This window comes from Bradyrhizobium sp. ORS 111 (assembly GCF_045571485.1).
In the GTDB taxonomy this organism is placed as follows: domain Bacteria; phylum Pseudomonadota; class Alphaproteobacteria; order Rhizobiales; family Xanthobacteraceae; genus Bradyrhizobium.
Genome location: NZ_CP120701.1, coordinates 3,769,075 through 3,787,896 on the forward strand (window position 1 = coordinate 3,769,075; position 18,822 = coordinate 3,787,896).

The window sequence follows — 18,822 nt, forward strand, 5'->3', positions numbered from 1 at the left end:
GCACCTTGTGGCGGTTGCGCGAGCAGGCGGGCTGCGTGCAAGGGGGCAAAACAAAAGGATTAGGCCATGACGACTTCCAAACCCCGGCCAACGATCGTTCACGGCGAAAGCCACTCCTATCCGGTGCTGCCGCTCCGCGACATCGTCGTCTTCCCGCACATGATTGTGCCGCTCTTCGTCGGCCGCGAGAAATCGATCCGCGCGCTCGAAGAGGTGATGAAGAACGACGCGCTGATCATGCTCGCGACGCAGAAGAACGCGTCCGATGACGATCCGGCACCCGATGCAATTTACGAGACCGGTACGCTCGCCAGCGTCCTGCAACTCTTGAAGCTGCCCGATGGCACCGTGAAGGTGCTGGTCGAGGGGCTCGAGCGCGCGCGCGTCGAGAAATATACCGATCGGAGCGAGTATTACGAAGCGGCCGCGGTCGCGCTGGCCGACACCGACGCCAACTCGGTCGAGGCCGAAGCGCTGGCGCGTTCGGTGGTGTCCGACTTCGAAAGCTATGTGAAGCTGAACAAGAAGATCTCCGCCGAGGTGGTCGGCGTGGTTCAGGCGATCACCGATTTCGCCAAGCTCGGCGATACCGTTGCCTCGCATCTCGCGGTGAAGATCGCCGATCGGCAGGCGATCCTGGAGACCTTGTCCGTCACGCAGCGCCTGGAGAAGGTGCTGGGCCTGATGGAGAGCGAGATCTCGGTGCTGCAGGTCGAGAAGCGCATCCGCTCGCGCGTCAAGCGCCAGATGGAGAAGACCCAGCGCGAGTATTACCTGAACGAGCAGATGAAGGCGATCCAGAAGGAGCTCGGCGACGACGAAGGTCGCGACGAACTGGCCGATCTGGAGGAGAAGATCTCCAAGACCAAGCTCTCCAAGGAAGCACGCGAGAAGGCACAGCACGAGCTGAAGAAGCTGCGCCAGATGTCGCCGATGTCCGCGGAAGCGACCGTCGTGCGCAACTATCTGGATTGGCTGCTGTCGATCCCGTGGGGCAAGAAGTCCAAGGTCAAGAAGGATCTCGAGGCCGCGCAGGCGGTGCTGGACTCCGATCACTACGGGCTCGAGAAGGTCAAGGACCGCATCGTCGAGTATCTCGCGGTGCAGTCGCGCGCCAACAAGCTGACCGGACCGATCCTGTGCCTGGTCGGTCCTCCCGGCGTCGGCAAGACCTCGCTCGGCAAGTCGATCGCAAAGGCGACGGGGCGCGAGTTCGTGCGCGTCTCGCTCGGCGGCGTGCGTGACGAGGCCGAGATCCGCGGTCACCGCCGCACCTATATCGGCTCGATGCCCGGCAAGATCATCCAGTCGATGCGGAAGGCGAAGAGCTCGAACCCGTTGTTCCTGTTGGACGAGATCGACAAGATGGGCGCCGATTTCCGCGGCGATCCGTCGTCGGCGCTGCTCGAGGTCCTCGACCCCGAGCAGAACTCGACCTTCAACGACCACTACCTGGAGGTCGACTACGACCTGTCCAACGTGATGTTCATCACGACCGCGAATACGCTGAATATTCCGGGCCCGCTGATGGACCGCATGGAGATCATCCGGATCGCCGGCTACACCGAGAACGAGAAGGTCGAGATCGCGCGCAAGCACCTGATCCCGAGCGCGCTCTCCAAGCACGGTCTGGACTCCAAGGAGTGGTCGATCGACGACGCGGCCTTGCTCTTGATGATCCGCCGCTACACCCGCGAAGCGGGCGTGCGCAACCTGGAGCGTGAGCTCTCCACACTGGCCCGCAAGGCGGTGAAGGAGCTGATGATCTCCAAGAAGAAGTCGGTCAAGGTCACCGAGGCGAACATCGAAGAGTTCCTCGGCGTTCCGAAGTACCGCTTCGGCGAGATCGAGAACGAGGATCAAGTCGGTATCGTCACGGGCCTTGCCTGGACCGATGTCGGCGGCGAGCTGTTGACCATTGAAGGCGTCATGATGCCCGGCAAGGGCAAGATGACAGTCACGGGCAACCTGCGCGATGTGATGAAGGAATCGATCTCGGCGGCGGCGTCCTACGTCCGCTCGCGTGCGATCACCTACGGCATCGAGCCGCCGATGTTCGACCGGCGCGACATCCACGTTCACGTGCCGGAGGGCGCGACGCCGAAGGACGGTCCGTCCGCTGGCGTCGCGATGGCCACCGCGATCATCTCGGTCATGACCGGCATTCCGGTCCGCCACGATGTCGCGATGACCGGCGAGATCACGCTGCGCGGCCGCGTGCTGCCGATCGGCGGTCTGAAGGAGAAGCTGCTGGCCGCCGCGCGTGGCGGCATCAAGACGGTGCTGATCCCGGAGGACAACGCCAAGGATCTCACGGAGATCTCCGATGCGATCAAGGGCGGCATGGACATCATCCCGGTCTCGCGGCTGGATGAAGTCGTCGCCAAGGCGCTGGTCCGCGTGCCAGCGCCGATCGTGTGGGAAGAGGAGACCAAGGTCGACGTCAAGCCCGACGCTTCCGATGAGGCGGCCGGCGGCCTGACGGCGCACTGAGCGAGCTCCGACAGAAGCAATCAAACGGCGCCGTCGGGCGCCGTTTTTGTTTTGACGGTGCCTTCGTCCAGCGTCTCCCTCCGTCGATCGCGACGGGCGCCGGACTACTTTCGCTTCTCGACGATGAAGTTGCCGATCGCCCCACACGCCATCAGCACGCTCGTTCCCAGGAACACCGCGCGCATGCCGATATGTCCGCCGATGAAGCCGCCGGCGAGGGGACCGATCACCTGGCCCGCATATTGCGCGGACACCGAATAGCCGAGCATGCTGCCGGTGACGGCTTCAGGCACGTTGTGCCGGATGACGCTCGCGATGCACGGCGACAGGCCGCCGAGCGCCAGTCCCATCAGCAAGCGCAGCAGGATCAGTTGCCAGCCGCTGATCACGAAGGCTTGCGGGACCAGCAGCACTGCCGACACCGCGAGGCAGACGATGATGATGCGCCAGTGGCCGACGCGATCGGCGAGCTTGCCGAGGTGAGACGAAGACAAAAGGCTGCCGAACGCGGCGGCCGACATCACGAGGCCCGCGACGAACGTCACCTGCGGCGCTTCGACGAGTTGGGCGACATAGACCGTGATGATCGGCTCGATCGACATGTTGGCGACCATCAACAGCAGGCCCGTCACCCACATCGCAACGACCGGGCGCTTGTCCGGAACGAGCGCCCAGCCGCCGCGCGATTTGCTGCCGCGCGCCGCCGGCGGTCGAACACCTTCGCGGATCAGGAAGGTGGTGCCGAGGAAGGTGAAGAAGATGACGCCGCCTGCAATGAAGAAGGTCGCGCGGATGCCGATCAAAGGCGGCAGGATGCCGCCGACCAGCGGGCCGACCAGGCTGCCGGCCATGATGCCGGCGGACAATACGCCGATCGCCCAGCCGGAGCGTGACTTCGGCGTTTGCGCCGCGACCAGCACGGTCGAGCCCGAGGCGTAGCCGCCGAGCAGGCCGGTCAGAAGCCGCAGCCCGACCAGTTCATAGACGTTGTGGGCCATGCCGATCAGCGACATGGCAATCGCCATGCCGAGGCTGGCGCGGATCAGCATCAGCTTGCGGCCGTAGCGGTCGGCGAGCCGTCCCCACAGCGGCGCGGTCAACGCGGCGCTGAAGAAGGTTGCACCATAGGCGACGCCGGACCACTGCACGATCGCGGCGTGATCGGTCACGCCAAGCTGCTCGACATAGAGCGGCAGGAACGGCAGCAGCAGCGTCATCGCCACGATCGTGGTGAAGGAGCCGAACACGCAAACGATCAGGTTGCGCTTCCAGGGACCAGCGTCGAGGATTGCCTCGCGATCGATTTCCGCGTCCATCTCAGCGCAGCCCGATCACGGCAAAGCCGCGCGCCCGCAGGCCGCGGCGATCCTCGTTCAGCGAGCGAAGCAGCCGGTCGCGGGTGTCGCTGATGTGGTCGGCCGCCTCGCGCGCGGCGGCATCCGGCTCGTTGTTCTTGATGAAGCCGAGAATGCGGCGATGTTCGCGCCAGGCCTGCTCACGCGAGGGCTCGGTCCAGACTTCCAGCCAGCGTGCCCGCGACAGTCGGGTCATGGCGCCCGCGATCGCCTTGACGATGAAGGGATTGCCCGACAGGCGCGCGATCTCGACGTGGAAATCAGTGCCGACGCGGTGCCACTCCTCGCGGGGCGCACCCGACTGGCAAGCATCGAGCATGCCCTCGATCCCTGCGATATCGGCCTCGCTGGCCCGCGCGCAGGCGAGGCGGACCGCGGTCGTCTCCAGCGGCGTACGGAATTCGGCGAGGGCTTCCAGTTCGCCGAGATCGATCGGCGCGACAATCCAGTTGCGGCCGTCGCGCCGCACCAGGTCTTCGCCCTCGAGCCGCACCAGCGCCGCCCGGATCGGCGTGCGCGACCCCTCGAAACGGCTCTCGAGCCACCGTTCGGTCAGGCGCTCGCCAGGGCCGAGGTCGAGCGAAAGGATCATCTCGCGGAGTTGATCGTGGATCTGAAGCATCTGCGACATGACGGTGGTCCAGGGAAGAAGGAGTGGATGGCCGATTTCGAGCAGGCTGAATATCCCGATCTGGTATCCCAAACAAGCCATGATTGGGATACCAATTTGCATGCCAAGGCGCGCCCGGGACTGTCGTGATGGAGAGGTAACGATGGGCGCCCTATCTTCGTTACGGTGGCAGAAGGAGGCAGACATGCAGATCGACGGACGATGCCACTGCGGCGCGGTGACCTATCAGGCCGAGATCGATCCGGCCCGGGTGTCAATCTGCCACTGTACGGATTGTCAGACCCTCACCGGATCGCCTTACCGCGTCACTGTGATCTGCGCCGCCGAGCAGGTGCGGCTGACCGGGCGGACGCCGAAGGTGTACGGCAAGCGGGGCGACAATGGCCAAATCCGCTTCCAGCACTTTTGCGAGGATTGCGGTTCCCCCTTGTTCACCAGCGGCGAGGCCGGCGGGCCCGACGATTGGGGCATCCGCTGGGGCAGCATCCGCCAACGCGACCAACTGACGCCGAAACGCCAGATCTGGTGCCGCTCAGCGGCGCCATGGATCAACGATCTTGGGGGACTGCCGGGACGCCCGACGGATTAGAGCCATCGACCTTGCACCGCGGGGCCCGGCGAGGCTAAAGAAGCGCCCAGGTAAGGGCGGCTAGCTCAGCTGGTTAGAGCATCTCGTTTACACCGAGAGGGTCGGGAGTTCGAATCTCTCGCCGCCTACCAGCCTTCGCCCTGCGGGCTGCGGCTGGGCAAGCCAGCCTTCGCGCCAGAAGTTGCCAGGCGCCCGGCGCCGCAGGGCGAAGGCTGTCGCGCCGAAGCTCGAAGAGCGTAGGCGGACCGGACCTTGTCTGACCGGTATTTGCCTCACGGGCTACGGCTGGGCAAGCCAGCCTTCGCGGTGGCGTCATCAGCAGAAACTCCGCAGGGCGAAGGCTGTTACGCCGAAGCTCGAAGAGCGCAGGCGGACTGGCTCATCCTCCGACCATCGTCCAATTTCGCCGAGCAAATTGCCGCCGACATTTCCGCGATGATATGTTTCGGTTCGCTGCACAACCGGGAACTCGATCCATGCGCATTTTCGCCGCCGCCATTCTCGTGACCGCCTTCATCGCCGGACCTGCATTGGCGCAGGACCACGTTCAGCGATATCGGGAAGAGATCGAGAAGTCGCCGGCGGACCTCGCCAACGAGCAGCGGGCGCAGCGCGCCTATCAGCGCGCCATCAACAGTGTGCCGGACCAGAAGCCGACTGATCCTTGGGGTATCGCCCGAAGCGACAATGCGCCACCGGCTGCGGCCAAGACACATGCCAAGCCGGCTGCGAAAGCGGCCGCGCCGAAGCAGGCCAAACCGGCGAGCGCGGCCGCCAACTGATCCGCAAGAACGGGGCCAGGTCGATGAAGCACTACGTTTGCAAATTGACCGGTCCGCGCCCGACCTTTCCGCAGGACATGACGCCACGGGAGGCCGAGATCATGCAGGCGCACGTCGCCTATTGCGGCGAGTTGTTGCGCGCCGGCAAGGCGCTGATCTTCGGGCCGGTGGCTGATCCCGCCGGCGTCTGGGGATTGGGCGTGCTGCAACTGCCTGACGATGCCGATCCGCATGAAATCATCGCCAACGATCCAGCCACCAAGGCCAATGCCGGCTTCACCTATCAGGTGATGCCGATGCTGCGAGCCGCAACAAGAGAGACCTGCTGATGGACGCCGCGCAAGGTCACGAGCGAAACGCTAATCAGATCGCCTATTGGAACGGGCCGGGCGGCCAGCGCTGGGCCGCGCGGCAGGCCGCACAGGACATCGTGCTCAAGCCAGTGCTCGATGTGCTGATCGATCGTGCAAAGCCGACTGCCGGCGAGCGCGTGCTCGATGTCGGCTGCGGCAGCGGCGCATCCACGAATGCGCTCGCGACGAAGGTCGGGCCGTCAGGCCATGTGTTCGGCGTCGATGTCTCGGGGCCGATGCTGGAGCGGGCGCGGCAGAGCACGCCGAAGGAGATGCCGGTCGACTACGCACTCGCCGATGCCACGGTCTATCCGTTCGATCCCGCAAGCTTCGACCTGCTCGCGTCGCGTTTCGGCGTGATGTTCTTTGCCGAGCCCGCGGTGTCGTTTGCCAATCTGCGCAAGGCGCTGAAGCCAACGGGCCGGCTCGCCTTTGCATGCTGGAAGGAGCCACGGGAGAATCCGTTCTTCATGGTGTCGTTGCAGGCTGTCTACAAGCACGTGCCGAAGCTGCCGCAGCTTGGGCCGGAGGATCCGGGTCCGTTTTCGTTCGCGTCCGAGGCGCGGGTGAACCGGATCCTCGGTGAAGCCGGGTTTTCCGGAATCGCCATGGAGCCGTGCCGGCTCGAATTCGACGTCGCGATCGGGCGGGGCCTCGACGCGGCGGTGCAGGCGGCGCTGGAGATCGGCCCCGCCAGCCGCGCGCTGGAGGGACATCCGGATGACGTACGGGCTGCCGCCGTCGGCTCGATCCGCGAGGCGCTGACGCCGTTCGCGAACGGGGATTCGGTGCTGCTGCCCGGTGCGATCTGGATCGTGACGGCGCGCGCGTCGTAGAGGCAAGGTGCGCTAGCAATGGCGGGGAGAGAGTTTGCCGCGACCTATGCCCGCTCTTCCCAGATCATCGCCAGATGCACGATGGTCTGCACGGCCTTTTCCATGTCCTGCCGGCTCACCCATTCCAGCCGCGAGTGGAAGGCGTGCTCGCCCGCGAAGATGTTGGGGCAGGGTAGCCCCATGAACGACAGCCGCGAGCCGTCGGTGCCGCCGCGGATTGAGGTCTTCACCGGCGTCAGGCCGGCGCGCTTGATCGCCTCGATCGCATAGGCGACGACCTCGGGGTGACGGTCGATCACCTGCTTCATGTTGCGATACTGCTCCCGGACCTCCATGCGGTAGGTCGAGCGCGGATAGGACTTCATGACGTCCTTCACGATGCCTTCCAGCAGCGCCTCCTTCTGCTTCAACCCGTCAGAGCTGAAATCGCGCACGATGAAGTCGATCCGCGCCTTCTCCAGCGCGCCCGAGATCGCGACCGGATGCAGGAAGCCTTCCTTGCCCTCGGTGGTTTCGGGCGAGCAGGTGTCCTTCGGCAGGCGCTCGACGATCGCAGCGGCGATCTTGATCGCGTGCTCCATCCGGCCCTTGGCGAAGCCTGGGTGGGTGGCGACGCCCTCGATGATGATGCTGACGCCGTCCGCGGAGAAGGTCTCGTCCTCGATATGGCCGGCGCTTTCGCCGTCCATGGTGTAGCCGAAATCGGCGCCGAGCTTCTGGATATCCACCTTGTCGACGCCGCGGCCGATCTCCTCGTCGGGCGTGAACAGGATCTTGATCGTGCCGTGCTTGACCTTCGGATTGCTGACGAAGAAGTGCGCGGCATCCATGATCTCGGCGACGCCGGCCTTGTTGTCGGCGCCGAGCAGGGTGGTGCCGTCAGTCGTGATGATGTCGTTGCCGATCTGGCCCGCCAGCGCCTCATGCTCGGAGGCGCGGATCATCTGAGAGGAATCGGCCGGTAGCACGATGTCGCCGCCGCGGTAGTTCTGCACGATCTGCGGCTTGACGTCCTTGCCTGTGCAGTCGGGCGAGGTGTCCATGTGCGAGCAGAAGCAGATCACCGGCACCTTTTTCTCGGTGTTGGCCGGGATCGTCGCGTAGACATAGCCGTGCGCGTCGAGATGGGCGTCCGATATTCCCATCGCCTGCAATTCGGAGACCAGGAGCCGGCCGAGATTCTTTTGCTTTTCGGTGGACGGGCAGGTCGGCGAGTCGGGATCGGACTGGGTGTCGATCACCACATAGCGCAGGAAGCGCTCGGTGACGGTGTGCTTGAAGTCGAGAACCGGTGCCAGCATGAAGACCGTACAAAGTAAGGGAACGGGAGGGCGCGTTGTCGAGCGGAACGGATGCGGTTCGCGCGAAGCAAACGCCTCGAAGGTGAATTCTCTATCTAGCTATGCTCTATAACAGAAAAGCGCCATTCCAAGGCCGCGTCGCGATCCGGAATGGCGCCTCAGGGCAGGCTTTGATGTTTCGCCTAGACGGCTTCCTTGAGCTCCTTGGCGGCGCGGAAGGCGACCTTCTTGCTGGCCTTGATATGGATCTGCTCGCCGGTGGCGGGATTGCGGCCCATACGGGCGGCGCGCTTGCGAACCTGGAGGATGCCGAGCCCGACGATGCGGATCCGCTCGCCCTTCTTGAGGTGCTTGGTGATCCGGGTGACCATGTCGGTCAGGATCGCCTCGGCCTGCTTCTTGGACAGTTCCTGATCCTCGGCGATGGCCGCCGCCAAGTGCTTCAGCGTGATCGTCGCCGGGGTCGCTGCTTTCTTCGCCATGTGTGGCCCTCCTCGTTGCTGGATGATGCTTTCGCGCCAATGGCGCGCAGTCCGCGTCAGGAAAAGTCCTGAAACCGTCGGTTCTCATGTGGCGGAGCCTGATCGGCATCAGGAAACCAAGATGTATCAGGCCTTATTTGATTCGGGCCGTCGCTGACTACACCGGTTCGCCTGAAAACAGGCTGCAATCCGCGCCGGCGACGCGGAAAACGCCTCCGTTGTGCATGCAGTTGCAACGTCCTTGACTAACGGGATGCGGGCCTTTATGCCCTCGGTCCTGCGCGGATCAGTCCTGTGATCGGCATCCGCGGGAGTAGCTCAGTTGGTTAGAGCGCCGCCCTGTCACGGCGGAGGCCGCGGGTTCGAGTCCCGTCTCTCGCGCCATCAATTTTGGCGTAAAATCAATCATTTGCGCAACCCGCGCCGTTCTCGCTGAAGTTCCAAGAGTCATAGGGTTGCCGTCGTGGCGCTTTCGGCCGCCTTTCAAGCTTGCCGGTGCCGATAGCGAGCGTGCCCTTTCTTTGCCCGGACCGCTAAAGCGAGAGCATTGCAGCCCTATCAGCATAGGGCTGACGCGGCGTCGGAGAAGCGCAAAGTGTCGTTGCTTATTTGTCGCCGTCCTCACGGTCCAGGAACCTGGCTCCCGCTTTCAGAACTTCCACAACATTCCTGCCCCCAACGATCGCACCTACCGTCAAAGCGGTCGGAACCGTCAGCACTCCCGCCACTCCGCAAAATGCAAGCCCGGCACCGAACAACGTCATGTCGACGGCCTCCTTGCAGATGCTGACGTGTTTTTCGGTCCAGAAACGACGAAGTCCATCAGCGATCGAAAGCGTGGCATCTGCAATTGGGGCTTCGTTTTGCTTTGCGTTCGCAGCAAGGAATTCTTCGACGCGGCACTTGAGGTCATGGAATGCGTCAATTTCTGAATTCGATCCACTCGCACGCAGTTCTTCGATCTTCAGCTCGATTGCGCTCAGTAGCGATACCGCAGTGATCTGCGCCTGGACTGGGTTACTCAGGACTGAGCGAACGATGATCGTCCGCTGGGATAGTCCCACGTAGCCATCGATGCGCGCGGTGTCCGCTCCCTCCCTTAAGAGGGGCGTGCCGTCTTCCCTCAAAAGCGGCGAGCCGTCTTCGCGGAGGATAGCTCCGGCGCTGATTGCCAGCCGCGCGGTCGCCTCTAGGTTAGCGTTCGTGGGTGCGGCCGGAGGAAGGTCGGTCGGTCCAATTCGGCCAAATGGCACGTGGGACGCCTCGGACGGGCCCGTTGATCCATTCGGGCCGGGCGGCATTTGAGGACCCGAGTCAGCAGGTCCTGTCGGCCCGAGTGGGCTATCCGCTTCGAAAGGTACTGGTCCGTGCGGTAACACGCCGTTGATGGTGCCCTGGTTCTCAGGCCGTCCAATCAATGAGAAGGAATGTTTACCGTCCACCGCACGACCCGGTTGTTTCGATCCGCGATCGTCCTCACGATCTGCCATCGCCGCCTCCGCCCTTGCAAGTCTATTCGGTTTCGTTACCGGAATTGGTCTTAGACATCCACGCCAAGTTAGACATCCACGCCAAGCAAGTCTCAAAATGACGGGCAACGAACGGACTTAGAGGGAGTCAACGGCTGCATTTGCTTTTCCGTCGACGCTTGATTGCGGATCAATACCGCGGCGTCCGAGTTCAGAGGTCCACGTTGCTGCGCGAGTCCCGTCTCTCGCGCCAGTTTTTTCAATGGCTTAGCAGATCGATCCTCTCGGCAGTGCTTTTTTGCGCGAGGCTGATTGTGGGTCTCCCGCCTCGGTTCCTTCACCAGCTTGATCTCCATCGGAACGGCCTGATTGAGCGGCTGAGGCCTTGAGCCGGCGAGCCTCAGGAGGCCGTGGCAATGGCGACGTCGACCGGCTGAACGGCCGGCGCGGGGGCGCAGGCAAGCGACGGCTGCCATTCCGGCGTCAGCCACCAGAGCAGGAACAGCAGGGCGATTCCGTTCGACAGCATGCCGGTTGTCATCGGCACGTTCATGATCGCCTGAACGGCGATGCCAGATGAAACGGCGATGAAGCGCGGCGACAGGTGCCGCGAGACCGCTGATCCGATCGAGAGGATCAGGCCACAGACGAAGGCCGAGACCGGAGCCAGCACCAGACCGACCGACGCGATACCTTCAGTGGCGAGGAAGGAAGCGTTGAAGTTGCCGTCCCGATAGACGGCTGCGAGCTCCGGTCCGAGTTCACCATAGGGGCAGCCTGTCAGGTGCCGCAGGATGGATATCTGACAGAAATGGGTCAGCTCGCGATGGGCGAAGAAGCCGGCATAGTGATCGAGCGCCAACGAGGGAATTGCGACGAAGCGCAGGTTGACGACGCTGAATACAAGGTGGTTCTTGTCCGCAGCAAGGAACAGGAAGGCGGCAAGACCGACAATCATCGGGATGACAAGCGCAAGCACGGTGGCCAGCCGTGGGCTGACCTGGCCGAACAGCCAGAACAGAAACGGCAGCCAGATCGGCAACAGAACAACGGTCTTGTTGTTCACGACCGGATAGAAGCAAAGCGCAAACGCCAGCGCGCCGACCGCCGCTATCCATCGTCCGCGCGTCGCGTAATGCGCGAACAGATACGGCAGAACGGCTCCGATGATGATCCCGACGAGATAGTTCAGCAGCGCCGGTCGCGTGATCGCGCTGCGGGCCGGCCCATACGGATCGCCGAGACTGACGCCATAGGAGACGTCGGTGACCAGCACGGCAAAAGACGCCGCAACCAGAAGCACGACAATGCGGTTGATCGCCGCTTCCGGCAATTTGGGCCGCCAGAGCTGAACATCCACGAACATCAGGGGCAGCATCGCTGCGGCGAGCGCGGCGATCATGGCCCAACGCGCAACGGCGTGGGAATAGTCGAATTCGGTGAAGAAGCTCAGCCAGATAAAGCCGAACACTGCGGAGAGCAGGAAAAAGGCTACGACATAGCCGAAGCAGAACCGCGCGGCGACGAACGCCGGGACAAAGACAAGCATCACGGCGGTGCCGAGCACGGCCTGCGCCGTGATGGTGTCGGACCGCCAGACATGCATCGCCGGAAAAGCGTGCCCGCAGGCCATCATCGAAACGATGCTGACGAGGAAAAATCCGGAGATCGTGACCCCGACAAGGAGGTCATCGCGCGTCAGCTTCATCGACTCGTCCAGCCCCACAGAACAAGCGAGAGTTAGCCAGCAACCACACCCGGAGCAAGTTAAGCTAGATCGAGCTTTTGTTTCTGTGTTTCTGAGCATTGAGCCAGCAAGATCACAGCTTTCATTCGCTGCGATAGCATTTGCTCGCTGGCGTCCCCGTGATTGTCCGGGGTGCCGGGCTCAAATCCAATGGCGCGCCTCGGTCTGTGGGACGTTCCCGTTGCTTTGGCGATCCGACGATTCGGCTGTCCGAACGAGACCATCAAATGCCGAGCGTGGGGAGATTGGCGAGGGCGCATGGGCTCACGCGAAGAACGCAGCAACCGCCTTGAGGTCGGATGGGCCAGCCGCGCCGCCGCGCAAATTGGCGTCGATGACGCGGCGGCACGCGTCGACGGTATAGGTGTCACCCAACTCGTTGGCGGCCTCGAGGATGGACCAGATCGCGTCGATCGGGACGTCGTTGAGCGAGGCCGCGTTCGCATCCGGCTGCATCGGCTCGTCCCGGAGCTAGAACTCGAAGAGGTCGCGGCCGCGCCGCGCCAGCACATGCAGGTCGGCCACAGTGCCGCGGACTGCGCTGCATTGACGGCATTCGATCAGCGTGTCGTCCGACGCGTGCACTGGGTCGGTCGGCTTGATCGACAGGCTTCCGCAATCGGTACAGATGATCTTGAAACCGGTTGTCGCGATCTGCTGCTGCAAATTCATTGGTGGCCTACGCCTCTATTGAGGTCGACCTTAACCGACAACTTTTAAGACCGGGATCGCAGAGTGGATTGCAATCGAGTGTCCGCGTTAGATCGCTGTTAATGGTGCGCGGCGGGTGAAGGACAACGCAACAAAAAGGCCGCCCGGAGGCGGCCGTTTTTGTCTGCGGAAAGCTCGAAGATGTCAGCGCACCGTCGAGGTCCCCGACGACGTGATCGCGACCGGCTTGCCTGCCTTGATCACCTGTGTGGTCTGCGCGGTCTGGCTGAAGTCTGCGTTGTTGCGGGCCGAGATGCCGAAAGCCGCGACCGCGATGCCGGCCACGAGGGCGACAACCACGATCTTGAGGTGGGTCGAACGGTCCGCTGAATGGATCGAGTGGTTCATGGTCGCCTCCGGGCGTCTATGCGCCGTCTGTTGGCGATAGTCGTAAGCGCCATCTGTTTCCGGATCGTTTCGTGGCGCTCCCGAAATGGTTTCGTCGCGCCGGTGGATTGGTTTCGCCGCGGCTTGCGCGGCGCTTCCGGAGGGTCGAAACTGCAGGAGGCGCTGAGAGGCGCTTGGGAGAAAAACAATAATGAAAACAACGAATGTGACCCGCAGGGGTCTGTTGGGAGCCGGCTCCGCGGCAATCGCCGCCGCAACGCTCGGTAAACCCGCTCTTGCCGCCACCGAGTTCGACCTCAAGCTCGGCGTCAACACTCCGGAAACCCATCCGCTCACGATCCGCCTGACCGAAGCCGCGAAGGCGGTCGGCGTGCAGTCGTCCGGCCGGGTCAACATCACGGTGTTCGCCAACAGCCAGCTCGGCGGCGACCCCGAAATGCTGTCGCAGGTCCGGGCCGGCGGTATCGAGCTATTGGCCGCGCCGAGCATGACCCTGTCGACACTGGTGCCGATGTCCGGCCTGCCGAGCATAGGCTTCGCGTTCCAGTCCTATGACCAGGTCTGGGCGGCGATGGATGGCGGTGTCGGCGACGTCGTGCGCGACGCAATCTCCAAGACCGGGGTGGTGCCGATGAAGAAGGTCTGGGACAACGGCTTCCGCCAGATCACTTCGTCGTCGAGCCGGCAGCTTGGCAGCGTCGACGATCTCAAGGGCTTCAAGATCCGCGTGCCCGTGACCGCGCTATTGACCTCGCTGTTCTCGGGCCTCGGCGCGCTGCCGTCGAGCATCAGCTACAGTGAGCTCTATTCGGCGCTGCAAACCCACATCGTCGAAGGGCAGGAGAACCCGCTGGCCCAGGTGTCGACCGGCAAGCTCTACGAGGTGCAGAAATACTGTGCGCTGTCGAACCATTGCTGGAGTGGCTACTGGGTGCTTGGCAACCGTCGCGCGATGGCGAGCCTGCCGCCCGATCTGCTCGAGATCATCAATGCCGCCTTCGACGCGGCGGCGGTGAAGGAGCGGGTCGACCTCGTCGAGATGGATCGCTCGTTGCAGGCCGAGCTGACCGACAAGGGCATGACGTTCAACAAGCTCGATCACGTGCAGTTCAGGGCCGCGCTGGTGAAGGCCGGCTTCTACACGCAGTGGCAGAAGACCTACGGCGCCGAGGCCTGGGCCATGCTGGAGAAATACACCGGCAAGCTGACCTGACGGCGTCAGGAGATTGAGGCCGAACGGACGCAAGGCGATGGTTTCAGAGGCTGCTAGCGACCTTGCCGGCATTTCGGTCGCGTGGTGCTGGCAGGTGTCGCGTGGAGACAGAGACGGGCTACGTGCCAAGCAGTAGCTGTGGCATCGCGGAAACCTCGTAGCGGAAGCCCACGCCGGCCTGGATCACTGGATCGTCGGCTGCGAGCGCCCATGCGGCGGCCTCGTCGGCGACGCGAACGATGGCGACGCCCCAGGTCCCCTTCGGGTCGTTGACCGGCCCATAGACGACGGCGGTCTTCGCTTTCAGCAGTTCGGCCCAGTAGCCAAAGTGCTTTTGCATCAACTCGGCTTCCTCGGCGGACATGTCGCCCGGAAAAGTGGCCCTTGGCGGATTCAGCCGGAGTAGGAAGGCCGCCTGGGATGGCGTGGCGCCGGAGCCTGTGCTCGCTTGCGTGGTTGAAGGCGCGGAAGGTCGGATCGGTTTCTCTGCCATTTCGCTATCCTCATTGATGCGCCGCCAGCCGCGCAAACCCGTCGTCGCTCCAGCCGTCGCTGCCGATGCCGTGCCGCACGAAGAACAGGCCGGCTGGATCGTATGTCTGCTTGATCTCGAGAAGTCGCTGGTAGTTCGGGCCCCAATAGGCCTGCTGCCAGTTCGGTTGGAAGAAGCTGCTTTCCGCGAGATAGGCGCCGGCATCCGGCGCCAGCTTTCCGAGTTCGCCGACCGCCCTTGCAATCGCTGTGGCGTTCTTGCGCGCGTCGGCCAAATCCGGCTCGTGGCCACTGAGGCCGGGATAGGCCGGCGGGCCCTCGCTTGCGATGATTGCGAGCGCGAACGCGTCGATGACAGCGGGGTTTGTGGCGGTCTCCTTCGCGGAGGCGATCGCGGCCTCCGATCCGCCGGCCAGTCCTTTCTGGAAGTGCAGCTCGACCGTCGAATGCTGCGCGGCCGCGAGGAGGGCTTCCACAAGCCGCGGGCGCTCCACGTCACTCAGCAGCGAGGCTGGAAGCCAGAGCGATTCAAACCCGTGGATGAAATGCCCCGCTTCGCTCAGATTGGCGGCCCAGAACACGTTCTCTGCCGGCGCACCGGGACGCTCGTCGGACAGGATCGCCTGCGGAGCGCGCTGCTTGATATAGGCGGCATCCCAGCGGTGCGCTGCCGGACCGGTGCGGAGCGATGGCGGGCGCGTGAAGGTGAACTCGCTCTCGGCCTCGGTGACGAAGCGTATGAAGGGCTGCCACAGCTCCTCGGCCTGCTGCTTGTCGAGGCCCAGGAACGAGAGCTGGATGTCGAGCACGTTGCCCGGCTTGACGTTGACGATCTCGCCCCAATGGCGGTTATGCAGGCGGTCCGCGTAGAGACCCACGAATGCGCTGACGAGCTTGCGGAATGATGCGCTTGACGTGGCGTGAATCGTCATGTTGGCGAAGCCGAAGATTTCGGGCAGTTCATGGGTCCGCAACGTCAGTCGGGTGACGACGCCAAAGGTGCCGCCGCCACCGCCACGGACGGCCCAGAACAGATCCGCATTGCTGCGGGCATTTGCAATTCGGACGGCGCCGTCGGCGGTGACGATCTCGGCTTCCAGCAGGCTCGCGGCGGCAGTACCGTAGTTCTTCGAGTAGCTGCCGAAGCCGCCACCCTGGACCAGCCCCGCGACACCGACGGTTCCGCAGCCACCGCCCTGGACATAGCGGCCACCTCGGCTCGTCACCGCATTGTACACGTGCATCCAGATCGCGCCCGCGCCGACGGTGACGGCCCGTTGTGGTGGATCCTCGCACCCTTGCGGGACGAAGCTGTCATGCAGCGTGATGTCGTTCATTGCGCGCGTCCAGATCATCAGCGAGTCCGGCGCACTCGACGTGCCGAGATAACTGTGGCCGCCGCCCCTGACCACCAGCCGCAGATTGTTGTCGCGGGCGAAATTGACCGCTGCAACGACGTCGGCGGTGTTTCGCGCGGCGACGGCGTAGACGCTCGGCTCCGACGTCCAGGCGTCGAGATAGCCCGTTGTCTGGGTCAGCGCCGCGTGGTCGCCGATGTAGTAGGGGTTCTTCAGCCCCTTGAACACATCGCGGCAGGCTGCTTCGGACCGACTGTCCTGGCATGCCGCCAGCGGCGACTTCACCGTGATGAGACGGCCCTCCGTTTGCTCGTTCAGCCGGTTCCAACTGGCGGCCGACGGCCACTCGGGATCCGAGGGGCGCGCCCGCCGAAGCAGTTGCGAGGAGTTGCTCGCGCCTTGCGCTGCGGCAAGCGGCCTCGGTTTGATCCAGCGCGCCACCGGGGTCAACGCAGCGCCGATCAGGAGATCGCGACGTCTCATCAGCGGGTCACCTGTCCGTGAGCAGGCCGATTTTGGTGCCGCGCGGACGGCCTGCCGTCGTATCCCGCGCGACGTTGCTCACCGGCCTGTGATAAAGGTTTGCTTGCGTGACGGACCACGATTGGGCTCCCGACCTGTCCACCGGGGCAGGTGACCTGACGAGTTGCGGCATCTACTCCATCCCGACATGTCGACGACGCAGCCAGAGAATTCCATTGAACGCGGCATCGATCGACGCGTCGAGCGGGGTTGGGACGAGCGGCCGGATTCCAGGGACGAAAATCGGCCCGATGTAACGGCGATCCGATCGGGCACGGCGGAGCGCGCCTCGATGTTCGCCTATGGCTGGGTGGCGCTGCTGATCGTGGCGAGTGGCGTCGTCAACGTCTTCTCCTCGGTGCACGAGTTCAAACTGTCCGCGGGGTTCGCACCACTGCGCGTGCCCGTGCTGCTCGAGGTGACGAGCGCCGTTGCATGGATCCTGTTTCTGCCGCTGCTGCGAATCGGCATCGCACAACTGTGTGTTGGCCGCAGCCGCGTGATCTCCGTCACGCTGGCGGTGGCGGCGACGCTGCTTTACGCGCTGGCGCATCTCGTCACCATGGTCGGGTTGCGCAAGCTGCTGCTTGCCGAGGGCTATGCCTTTCACTGGGCGACCGCGTTTCCGCACGAGTTCCAGAAGGATGTCGTCTCGTCGGTGATGGTGGCCGTGGTCATCTGGCTGATGGACCGCAAGGTGCTGCTGATGCAAGCGGCACCGGCGCTGCCCGCCGAACCGTCGGCGCCGCTGACGGCCCAAGCTCCGGTCAATGCCGCTAATCCCAGCCTCTGGCTGCGGGACGGCGCCAAGAGCGTTCGGGTCGATCCTCGCGACATCGTGGCCGTGACATCAGCAGGCAATTATGTCGAGTTCAGCCTTCCGAGCGGATGTCGCCTGATCCGCGGCACGCTGGCGCGCGAGGAGGATCGCCTCAAGCCGTTCGGCTTTGTGCGCGTGCATCGGGCGCGACTGGTGAACCTGGCGCGCGTCGTTTCGGTCGAGCAGCGTCCGGCAGGGGACTTCGTGCTGCGCATGGACAATGGCGAGACGCTCGCCGGCAGCAAGCGCTACCGGGACGTGGTGGCGCCGTTCACCGAAAGGTAGCTCGATCAATTCCTCGCGGAACAGGGTCGATCTCCTGGTTCGAGGCGCTTACCTTCCGCGTAATCGCCTGCGCGATGTCCCTTTGCAAAGATCGGTGCGTTGGCAGCGAGTGTGCTGCCGCGCGATCTGCAAAGGGAGATGCGAGATGAACCGTCGAACTGTCCTGGAAGCAACGTTGCCCGGCTCGGTGCTTGCTGAGGCCGCACAAACCGCCGAGTCGCGCCCGTCGCACGTGACGGCAAAGGACGGCACGTCATTGTTCGTGCAGGACTGGGGCTCGGGCCGGCCGGTGCTTCTCCTTGCCGCCTGGACGTTCAATTCCAGTATCTGGGGCCACCATATCGTGGCGCTCAATGCCAGGGGCTATCGCTGCGTCGCGCCCGACCGGCGCGGGCATGGCCGCTCCGACATGCCGGCGACGGGGTACGATCTCGACACGCTGACCGACGACGTGGCGGCTGTGATCGAACAGCGCGACTTGGATGACGTCACGCTGGTTGCCTATTCGATGGGATCGATCGAGGCGGTCAACTATCTTGCCAGGCATGGCTCAGACCGGATCGCGCGGTTGGTGCTGGTGGCCCCCACGACGCCGTTTCTCATGCAGACCGCAGACAACCCCGACGCCGTACCGAGGGCCGCAATCGACGCGCAGCTCGCTGAGATCGCGCAGGATTATCCGGGCTGGCTTGCCGCCAACGAGGCGCCGTTCTTCATGCCGGATACGCCTGAGGTTACGCGGGCCTGGATCAGGGAGATGATGCTGAACGTGCCGTTGCCGGTCGCGCTGGGCTGCCGGAACACGATCGCCTTCGCCGATCTCCGCGCGGCCGCGGCCGGGATCGATCGCCCGACATTGATCGTGCAGGGCGACAAGGATGCCAGCGCACCGCTTGAACTGACTGGCGCCAAGACGGCCAAGCTGATCAAGCGCAGCAGGCTCAACGTCTACGAAGGCGCCCGGCATGCGCTCCCGCTGACGCATGGCGCGCGCCTCGTGTCCGACCTGCTCGCCTTCATGGCAGATTGAGGCCG

At 63.9% G+C, this 18,822-nt stretch carries 19 protein-coding genes and 2 tRNA genes; 10 read left to right on the plus strand and 11 right to left on the minus strand.

Features of this window, described 5'->3' with window-relative positions:
* Positions 1-66: 66 nt before the first annotated feature.
* Positions 67-2,493 (plus strand): endopeptidase La, encoded by a 2,427-nt coding sequence (lon, locus tag P6U30_RS17550; RefSeq protein ID WP_407170146.1) that lies wholly within the window; start codon positions 67-69, stop codon positions 2,491-2,493.
* A 104-nt stretch (positions 2,494-2,597) separates the two neighbouring features.
* On the opposite strand, the gene P6U30_RS17555 is transcribed toward lon, so the two are convergent.
* Entirely contained in the window at positions 2,598-3,809 is a 1,212-nt protein-coding gene (locus tag P6U30_RS17555) for an MFS transporter (protein ID WP_407170147.1), read from the minus strand.
* 1 nt (position 3,810) lies between these two features.
* Positions 3,811-4,479: a GntR family transcriptional regulator gene (locus P6U30_RS17560; protein WP_407170148.1), complete on the minus strand. Its 669-nt coding sequence runs from the start codon at positions 4,477-4,479 to the stop codon at positions 3,811-3,813.
* 184 nt (positions 4,480-4,663) lie between these two features.
* On the opposite strand from P6U30_RS17560, the gene P6U30_RS17565 reads away from it, so the two are divergent.
* The 5 genes from P6U30_RS17565 (at position 4,664) to P6U30_RS17585 (ending at position 7,039) form a co-directional block, all read left to right on the plus strand.
* Positions 4,664-5,068, plus strand: coding sequence for a GFA family protein (locus tag P6U30_RS17565; RefSeq protein WP_407170149.1), 405 nt, complete (start codon positions 4,664-4,666; stop codon positions 5,066-5,068).
* 54 nt (positions 5,069-5,122) lie between these two features.
* Positions 5,123-5,199: transfer RNA gene (locus P6U30_RS17570), tRNA-Val, on the plus strand.
* A 345-nt stretch (positions 5,200-5,544) separates the two neighbouring features.
* Positions 5,545-5,850 carry a hypothetical protein gene (locus P6U30_RS17575; protein WP_407170150.1) on the plus strand — a complete coding sequence of 102 codons (306 nt, stop codon included), beginning with the start codon at positions 5,545-5,547 and terminating at the stop codon, positions 5,848-5,850.
* A gap of 23 nt (positions 5,851-5,873) precedes the next feature.
* Positions 5,874-6,179: a YciI family protein gene (locus P6U30_RS17580; protein WP_407170151.1), complete on the plus strand. Its 306-nt coding sequence runs from the start codon at positions 5,874-5,876 to the stop codon at positions 6,177-6,179.
* Complete coding sequence (locus tag P6U30_RS17585; protein ID WP_407170152.1) at positions 6,179-7,039, plus strand: class I SAM-dependent methyltransferase; 861 nt, start codon at positions 6,179-6,181, stop codon at positions 7,037-7,039. Before P6U30_RS17580 ends, P6U30_RS17585 begins: the two co-directional genes overlap by 1 nt.
* 44 nt (positions 7,040-7,083) lie before the next feature.
* Here P6U30_RS17585 and pepT read toward each other — a convergent pair whose 3' ends face one another.
* On the minus strand, positions 7,084-8,340 hold the full coding sequence (pepT, locus tag P6U30_RS17590) for a peptidase T (protein ID WP_407170153.1): 1,257 nt from the start codon (positions 8,338-8,340) through the stop codon (positions 7,084-7,086).
* Between the two features lie 182 nt (positions 8,341-8,522).
* Entirely contained in the window at positions 8,523-8,822 is a 300-nt protein-coding gene (locus tag P6U30_RS17595; RefSeq protein ID WP_212398826.1) for an HU family DNA-binding protein, read from the minus strand.
* Between the two features lie 307 nt (positions 8,823-9,129).
* Here P6U30_RS17595 and P6U30_RS17600 point away from each other — a divergent pair.
* Positions 9,130-9,206: transfer RNA gene (locus P6U30_RS17600), tRNA-Asp, on the plus strand.
* 221 nt (positions 9,207-9,427) lie between these two features.
* Here the strand turns inward: P6U30_RS17600 and P6U30_RS17605 are convergent.
* The 5 genes from P6U30_RS17605 to P6U30_RS17625 all read right to left on the minus strand — a co-directional run bounded on the left by P6U30_RS17605 (position 9,428) and on the right by P6U30_RS17625 (position 13,097).
* The gene (locus P6U30_RS17605; protein ID WP_407170154.1) at positions 9,428-10,312 is read right to left on the minus strand and encodes a hypothetical protein; all 885 of its coding nucleotides are present in this window, start codon (positions 10,310-10,312) and stop codon (positions 9,428-9,430) included.
* A gap of 379 nt (positions 10,313-10,691) precedes the next feature.
* Positions 10,692-11,999: a hypothetical protein gene (locus P6U30_RS17610; RefSeq protein WP_407170155.1), complete on the minus strand. Its 1,308-nt coding sequence runs from the start codon at positions 11,997-11,999 to the stop codon at positions 10,692-10,694.
* A 303-nt stretch (positions 12,000-12,302) separates the two neighbouring features.
* Positions 12,303-12,494: a hypothetical protein gene (locus tag P6U30_RS17615; RefSeq protein ID WP_407170156.1), complete on the minus strand. Its 192-nt coding sequence runs from the start codon at positions 12,492-12,494 to the stop codon at positions 12,303-12,305.
* 15 nt (positions 12,495-12,509) lie between these two features.
* Positions 12,510-12,710, minus strand: a complete 201-nt coding sequence (locus P6U30_RS17620; RefSeq protein WP_407170157.1) for a hypothetical protein — start codon at positions 12,708-12,710, stop codon at positions 12,510-12,512.
* A gap of 183 nt (positions 12,711-12,893) precedes the next feature.
* A complete protein-coding gene (locus P6U30_RS17625; RefSeq protein ID WP_407170158.1) occupies positions 12,894-13,097 on the minus strand; it encodes a hypothetical protein in 204 nt (67 codons plus the stop codon).
* Positions 13,098-13,287: 190 nt separating this feature from the next.
* On the opposite strand from P6U30_RS17625, the gene P6U30_RS17630 reads away from it, so the two are divergent.
* Positions 13,288-14,310: a TRAP transporter substrate-binding protein gene (locus P6U30_RS17630; protein WP_407170159.1), complete on the plus strand. Its 1,023-nt coding sequence runs from the start codon at positions 13,288-13,290 to the stop codon at positions 14,308-14,310.
* Positions 14,311-14,428: 118 nt separating this feature from the next.
* Here P6U30_RS17630 and P6U30_RS17635 read toward each other — a convergent pair whose 3' ends face one another.
* Positions 14,429-14,650, minus strand: a complete 222-nt coding sequence (locus tag P6U30_RS17635) for a YciI family protein (protein WP_407170160.1) — start codon at positions 14,648-14,650, stop codon at positions 14,429-14,431.
* Between the two features lie 163 nt (positions 14,651-14,813).
* A complete protein-coding gene (locus tag P6U30_RS17640; RefSeq protein WP_407170161.1) occupies positions 14,814-16,643 on the minus strand; it encodes an FAD-dependent oxidoreductase in 1,830 nt (609 codons plus the stop codon).
* Positions 16,644-16,830: 187 nt separating this feature from the next.
* On the opposite strand from P6U30_RS17640, the gene P6U30_RS17645 reads away from it, so the two are divergent.
* Positions 16,831-17,787: a LytTR family DNA-binding domain-containing protein gene (locus P6U30_RS17645; protein ID WP_407170162.1), complete on the plus strand. Its 957-nt coding sequence runs from the start codon at positions 16,831-16,833 to the stop codon at positions 17,785-17,787.
* Positions 17,788-17,932: 145 nt separating this feature from the next.
* Positions 17,933-18,817 (plus strand): alpha/beta fold hydrolase, encoded by an 885-nt coding sequence (locus P6U30_RS17650; RefSeq protein ID WP_407170163.1) that lies wholly within the window; start codon positions 17,933-17,935, stop codon positions 18,815-18,817.
* Positions 18,818-18,822 lie beyond the last annotated feature (5 nt).

Coding starts and splice junctions, on each gene's coding strand:
- P6U30_RS17565 (WP_407170149.1), top strand. CDS start 4,664: ATGCAGATCGACGGACGATGCCACTGCGGCGCGGTGACCTATCAGGCC.
- P6U30_RS17650 (WP_407170163.1), top strand. CDS start 17,933: ATGAACCGTCGAACTGTCCTGGAAGCAACGTTGCCCGGCTCGGTGCTT.
- P6U30_RS17630 (WP_407170159.1), top strand. CDS start 13,288: ATGAAAACAACGAATGTGACCCGCAGGGGTCTGTTGGGAGCCGGCTCC.
- P6U30_RS17620 (WP_407170157.1), bottom strand. CDS start 12,710: ATGAATTTGCAGCAGCAGATCGCGACAACCGGTTTCAAGATCATCTGT.
- lon (WP_407170146.1), top strand. CDS start 67: ATGACGACTTCCAAACCCCGGCCAACGATCGTTCACGGCGAAAGCCAC.
- P6U30_RS17645 (WP_407170162.1), top strand. CDS start 16,831: ATGTCGACGACGCAGCCAGAGAATTCCATTGAACGCGGCATCGATCGA.
- P6U30_RS17615 (WP_407170156.1), bottom strand. CDS start 12,494: ATGCAGCCGGATGCGAACGCGGCCTCGCTCAACGACGTCCCGATCGAC.
- P6U30_RS17610 (WP_407170155.1), bottom strand. CDS start 11,999: ATGAAGCTGACGCGCGATGACCTCCTTGTCGGGGTCACGATCTCCGGA.
- P6U30_RS17560 (WP_407170148.1), bottom strand. CDS start 4,479: ATGTCGCAGATGCTTCAGATCCACGATCAACTCCGCGAGATGATCCTT.
- pepT (WP_407170153.1), bottom strand. CDS start 8,340: ATGCTGGCACCGGTTCTCGACTTCAAGCACACCGTCACCGAGCGCTTC.
- P6U30_RS17595 (WP_212398826.1), bottom strand. CDS start 8,822: ATGGCGAAGAAAGCAGCGACCCCGGCGACGATCACGCTGAAGCACTTG.
- P6U30_RS17635 (WP_407170160.1), bottom strand. CDS start 14,650: ATGCAAAAGCACTTTGGCTACTGGGCCGAACTGCTGAAAGCGAAGACC.
- P6U30_RS17605 (WP_407170154.1), bottom strand. CDS start 10,312: ATGGCAGATCGTGAGGACGATCGCGGATCGAAACAACCGGGTCGTGCG.
- P6U30_RS17575 (WP_407170150.1), top strand. CDS start 5,545: ATGCGCATTTTCGCCGCCGCCATTCTCGTGACCGCCTTCATCGCCGGA.
- P6U30_RS17555 (WP_407170147.1), bottom strand. CDS start 3,809: ATGGACGCGGAAATCGATCGCGAGGCAATCCTCGACGCTGGTCCCTGG.
- P6U30_RS17625 (WP_407170158.1), bottom strand. CDS start 13,097: ATGAACCACTCGATCCATTCAGCGGACCGTTCGACCCACCTCAAGATC.
- P6U30_RS17585 (WP_407170152.1), top strand. CDS start 6,179: ATGGACGCCGCGCAAGGTCACGAGCGAAACGCTAATCAGATCGCCTAT.
- P6U30_RS17640 (WP_407170161.1), bottom strand. CDS start 16,643: ATGAGACGTCGCGATCTCCTGATCGGCGCTGCGTTGACCCCGGTGGCG.
- P6U30_RS17580 (WP_407170151.1), top strand. CDS start 5,874: ATGAAGCACTACGTTTGCAAATTGACCGGTCCGCGCCCGACCTTTCCG.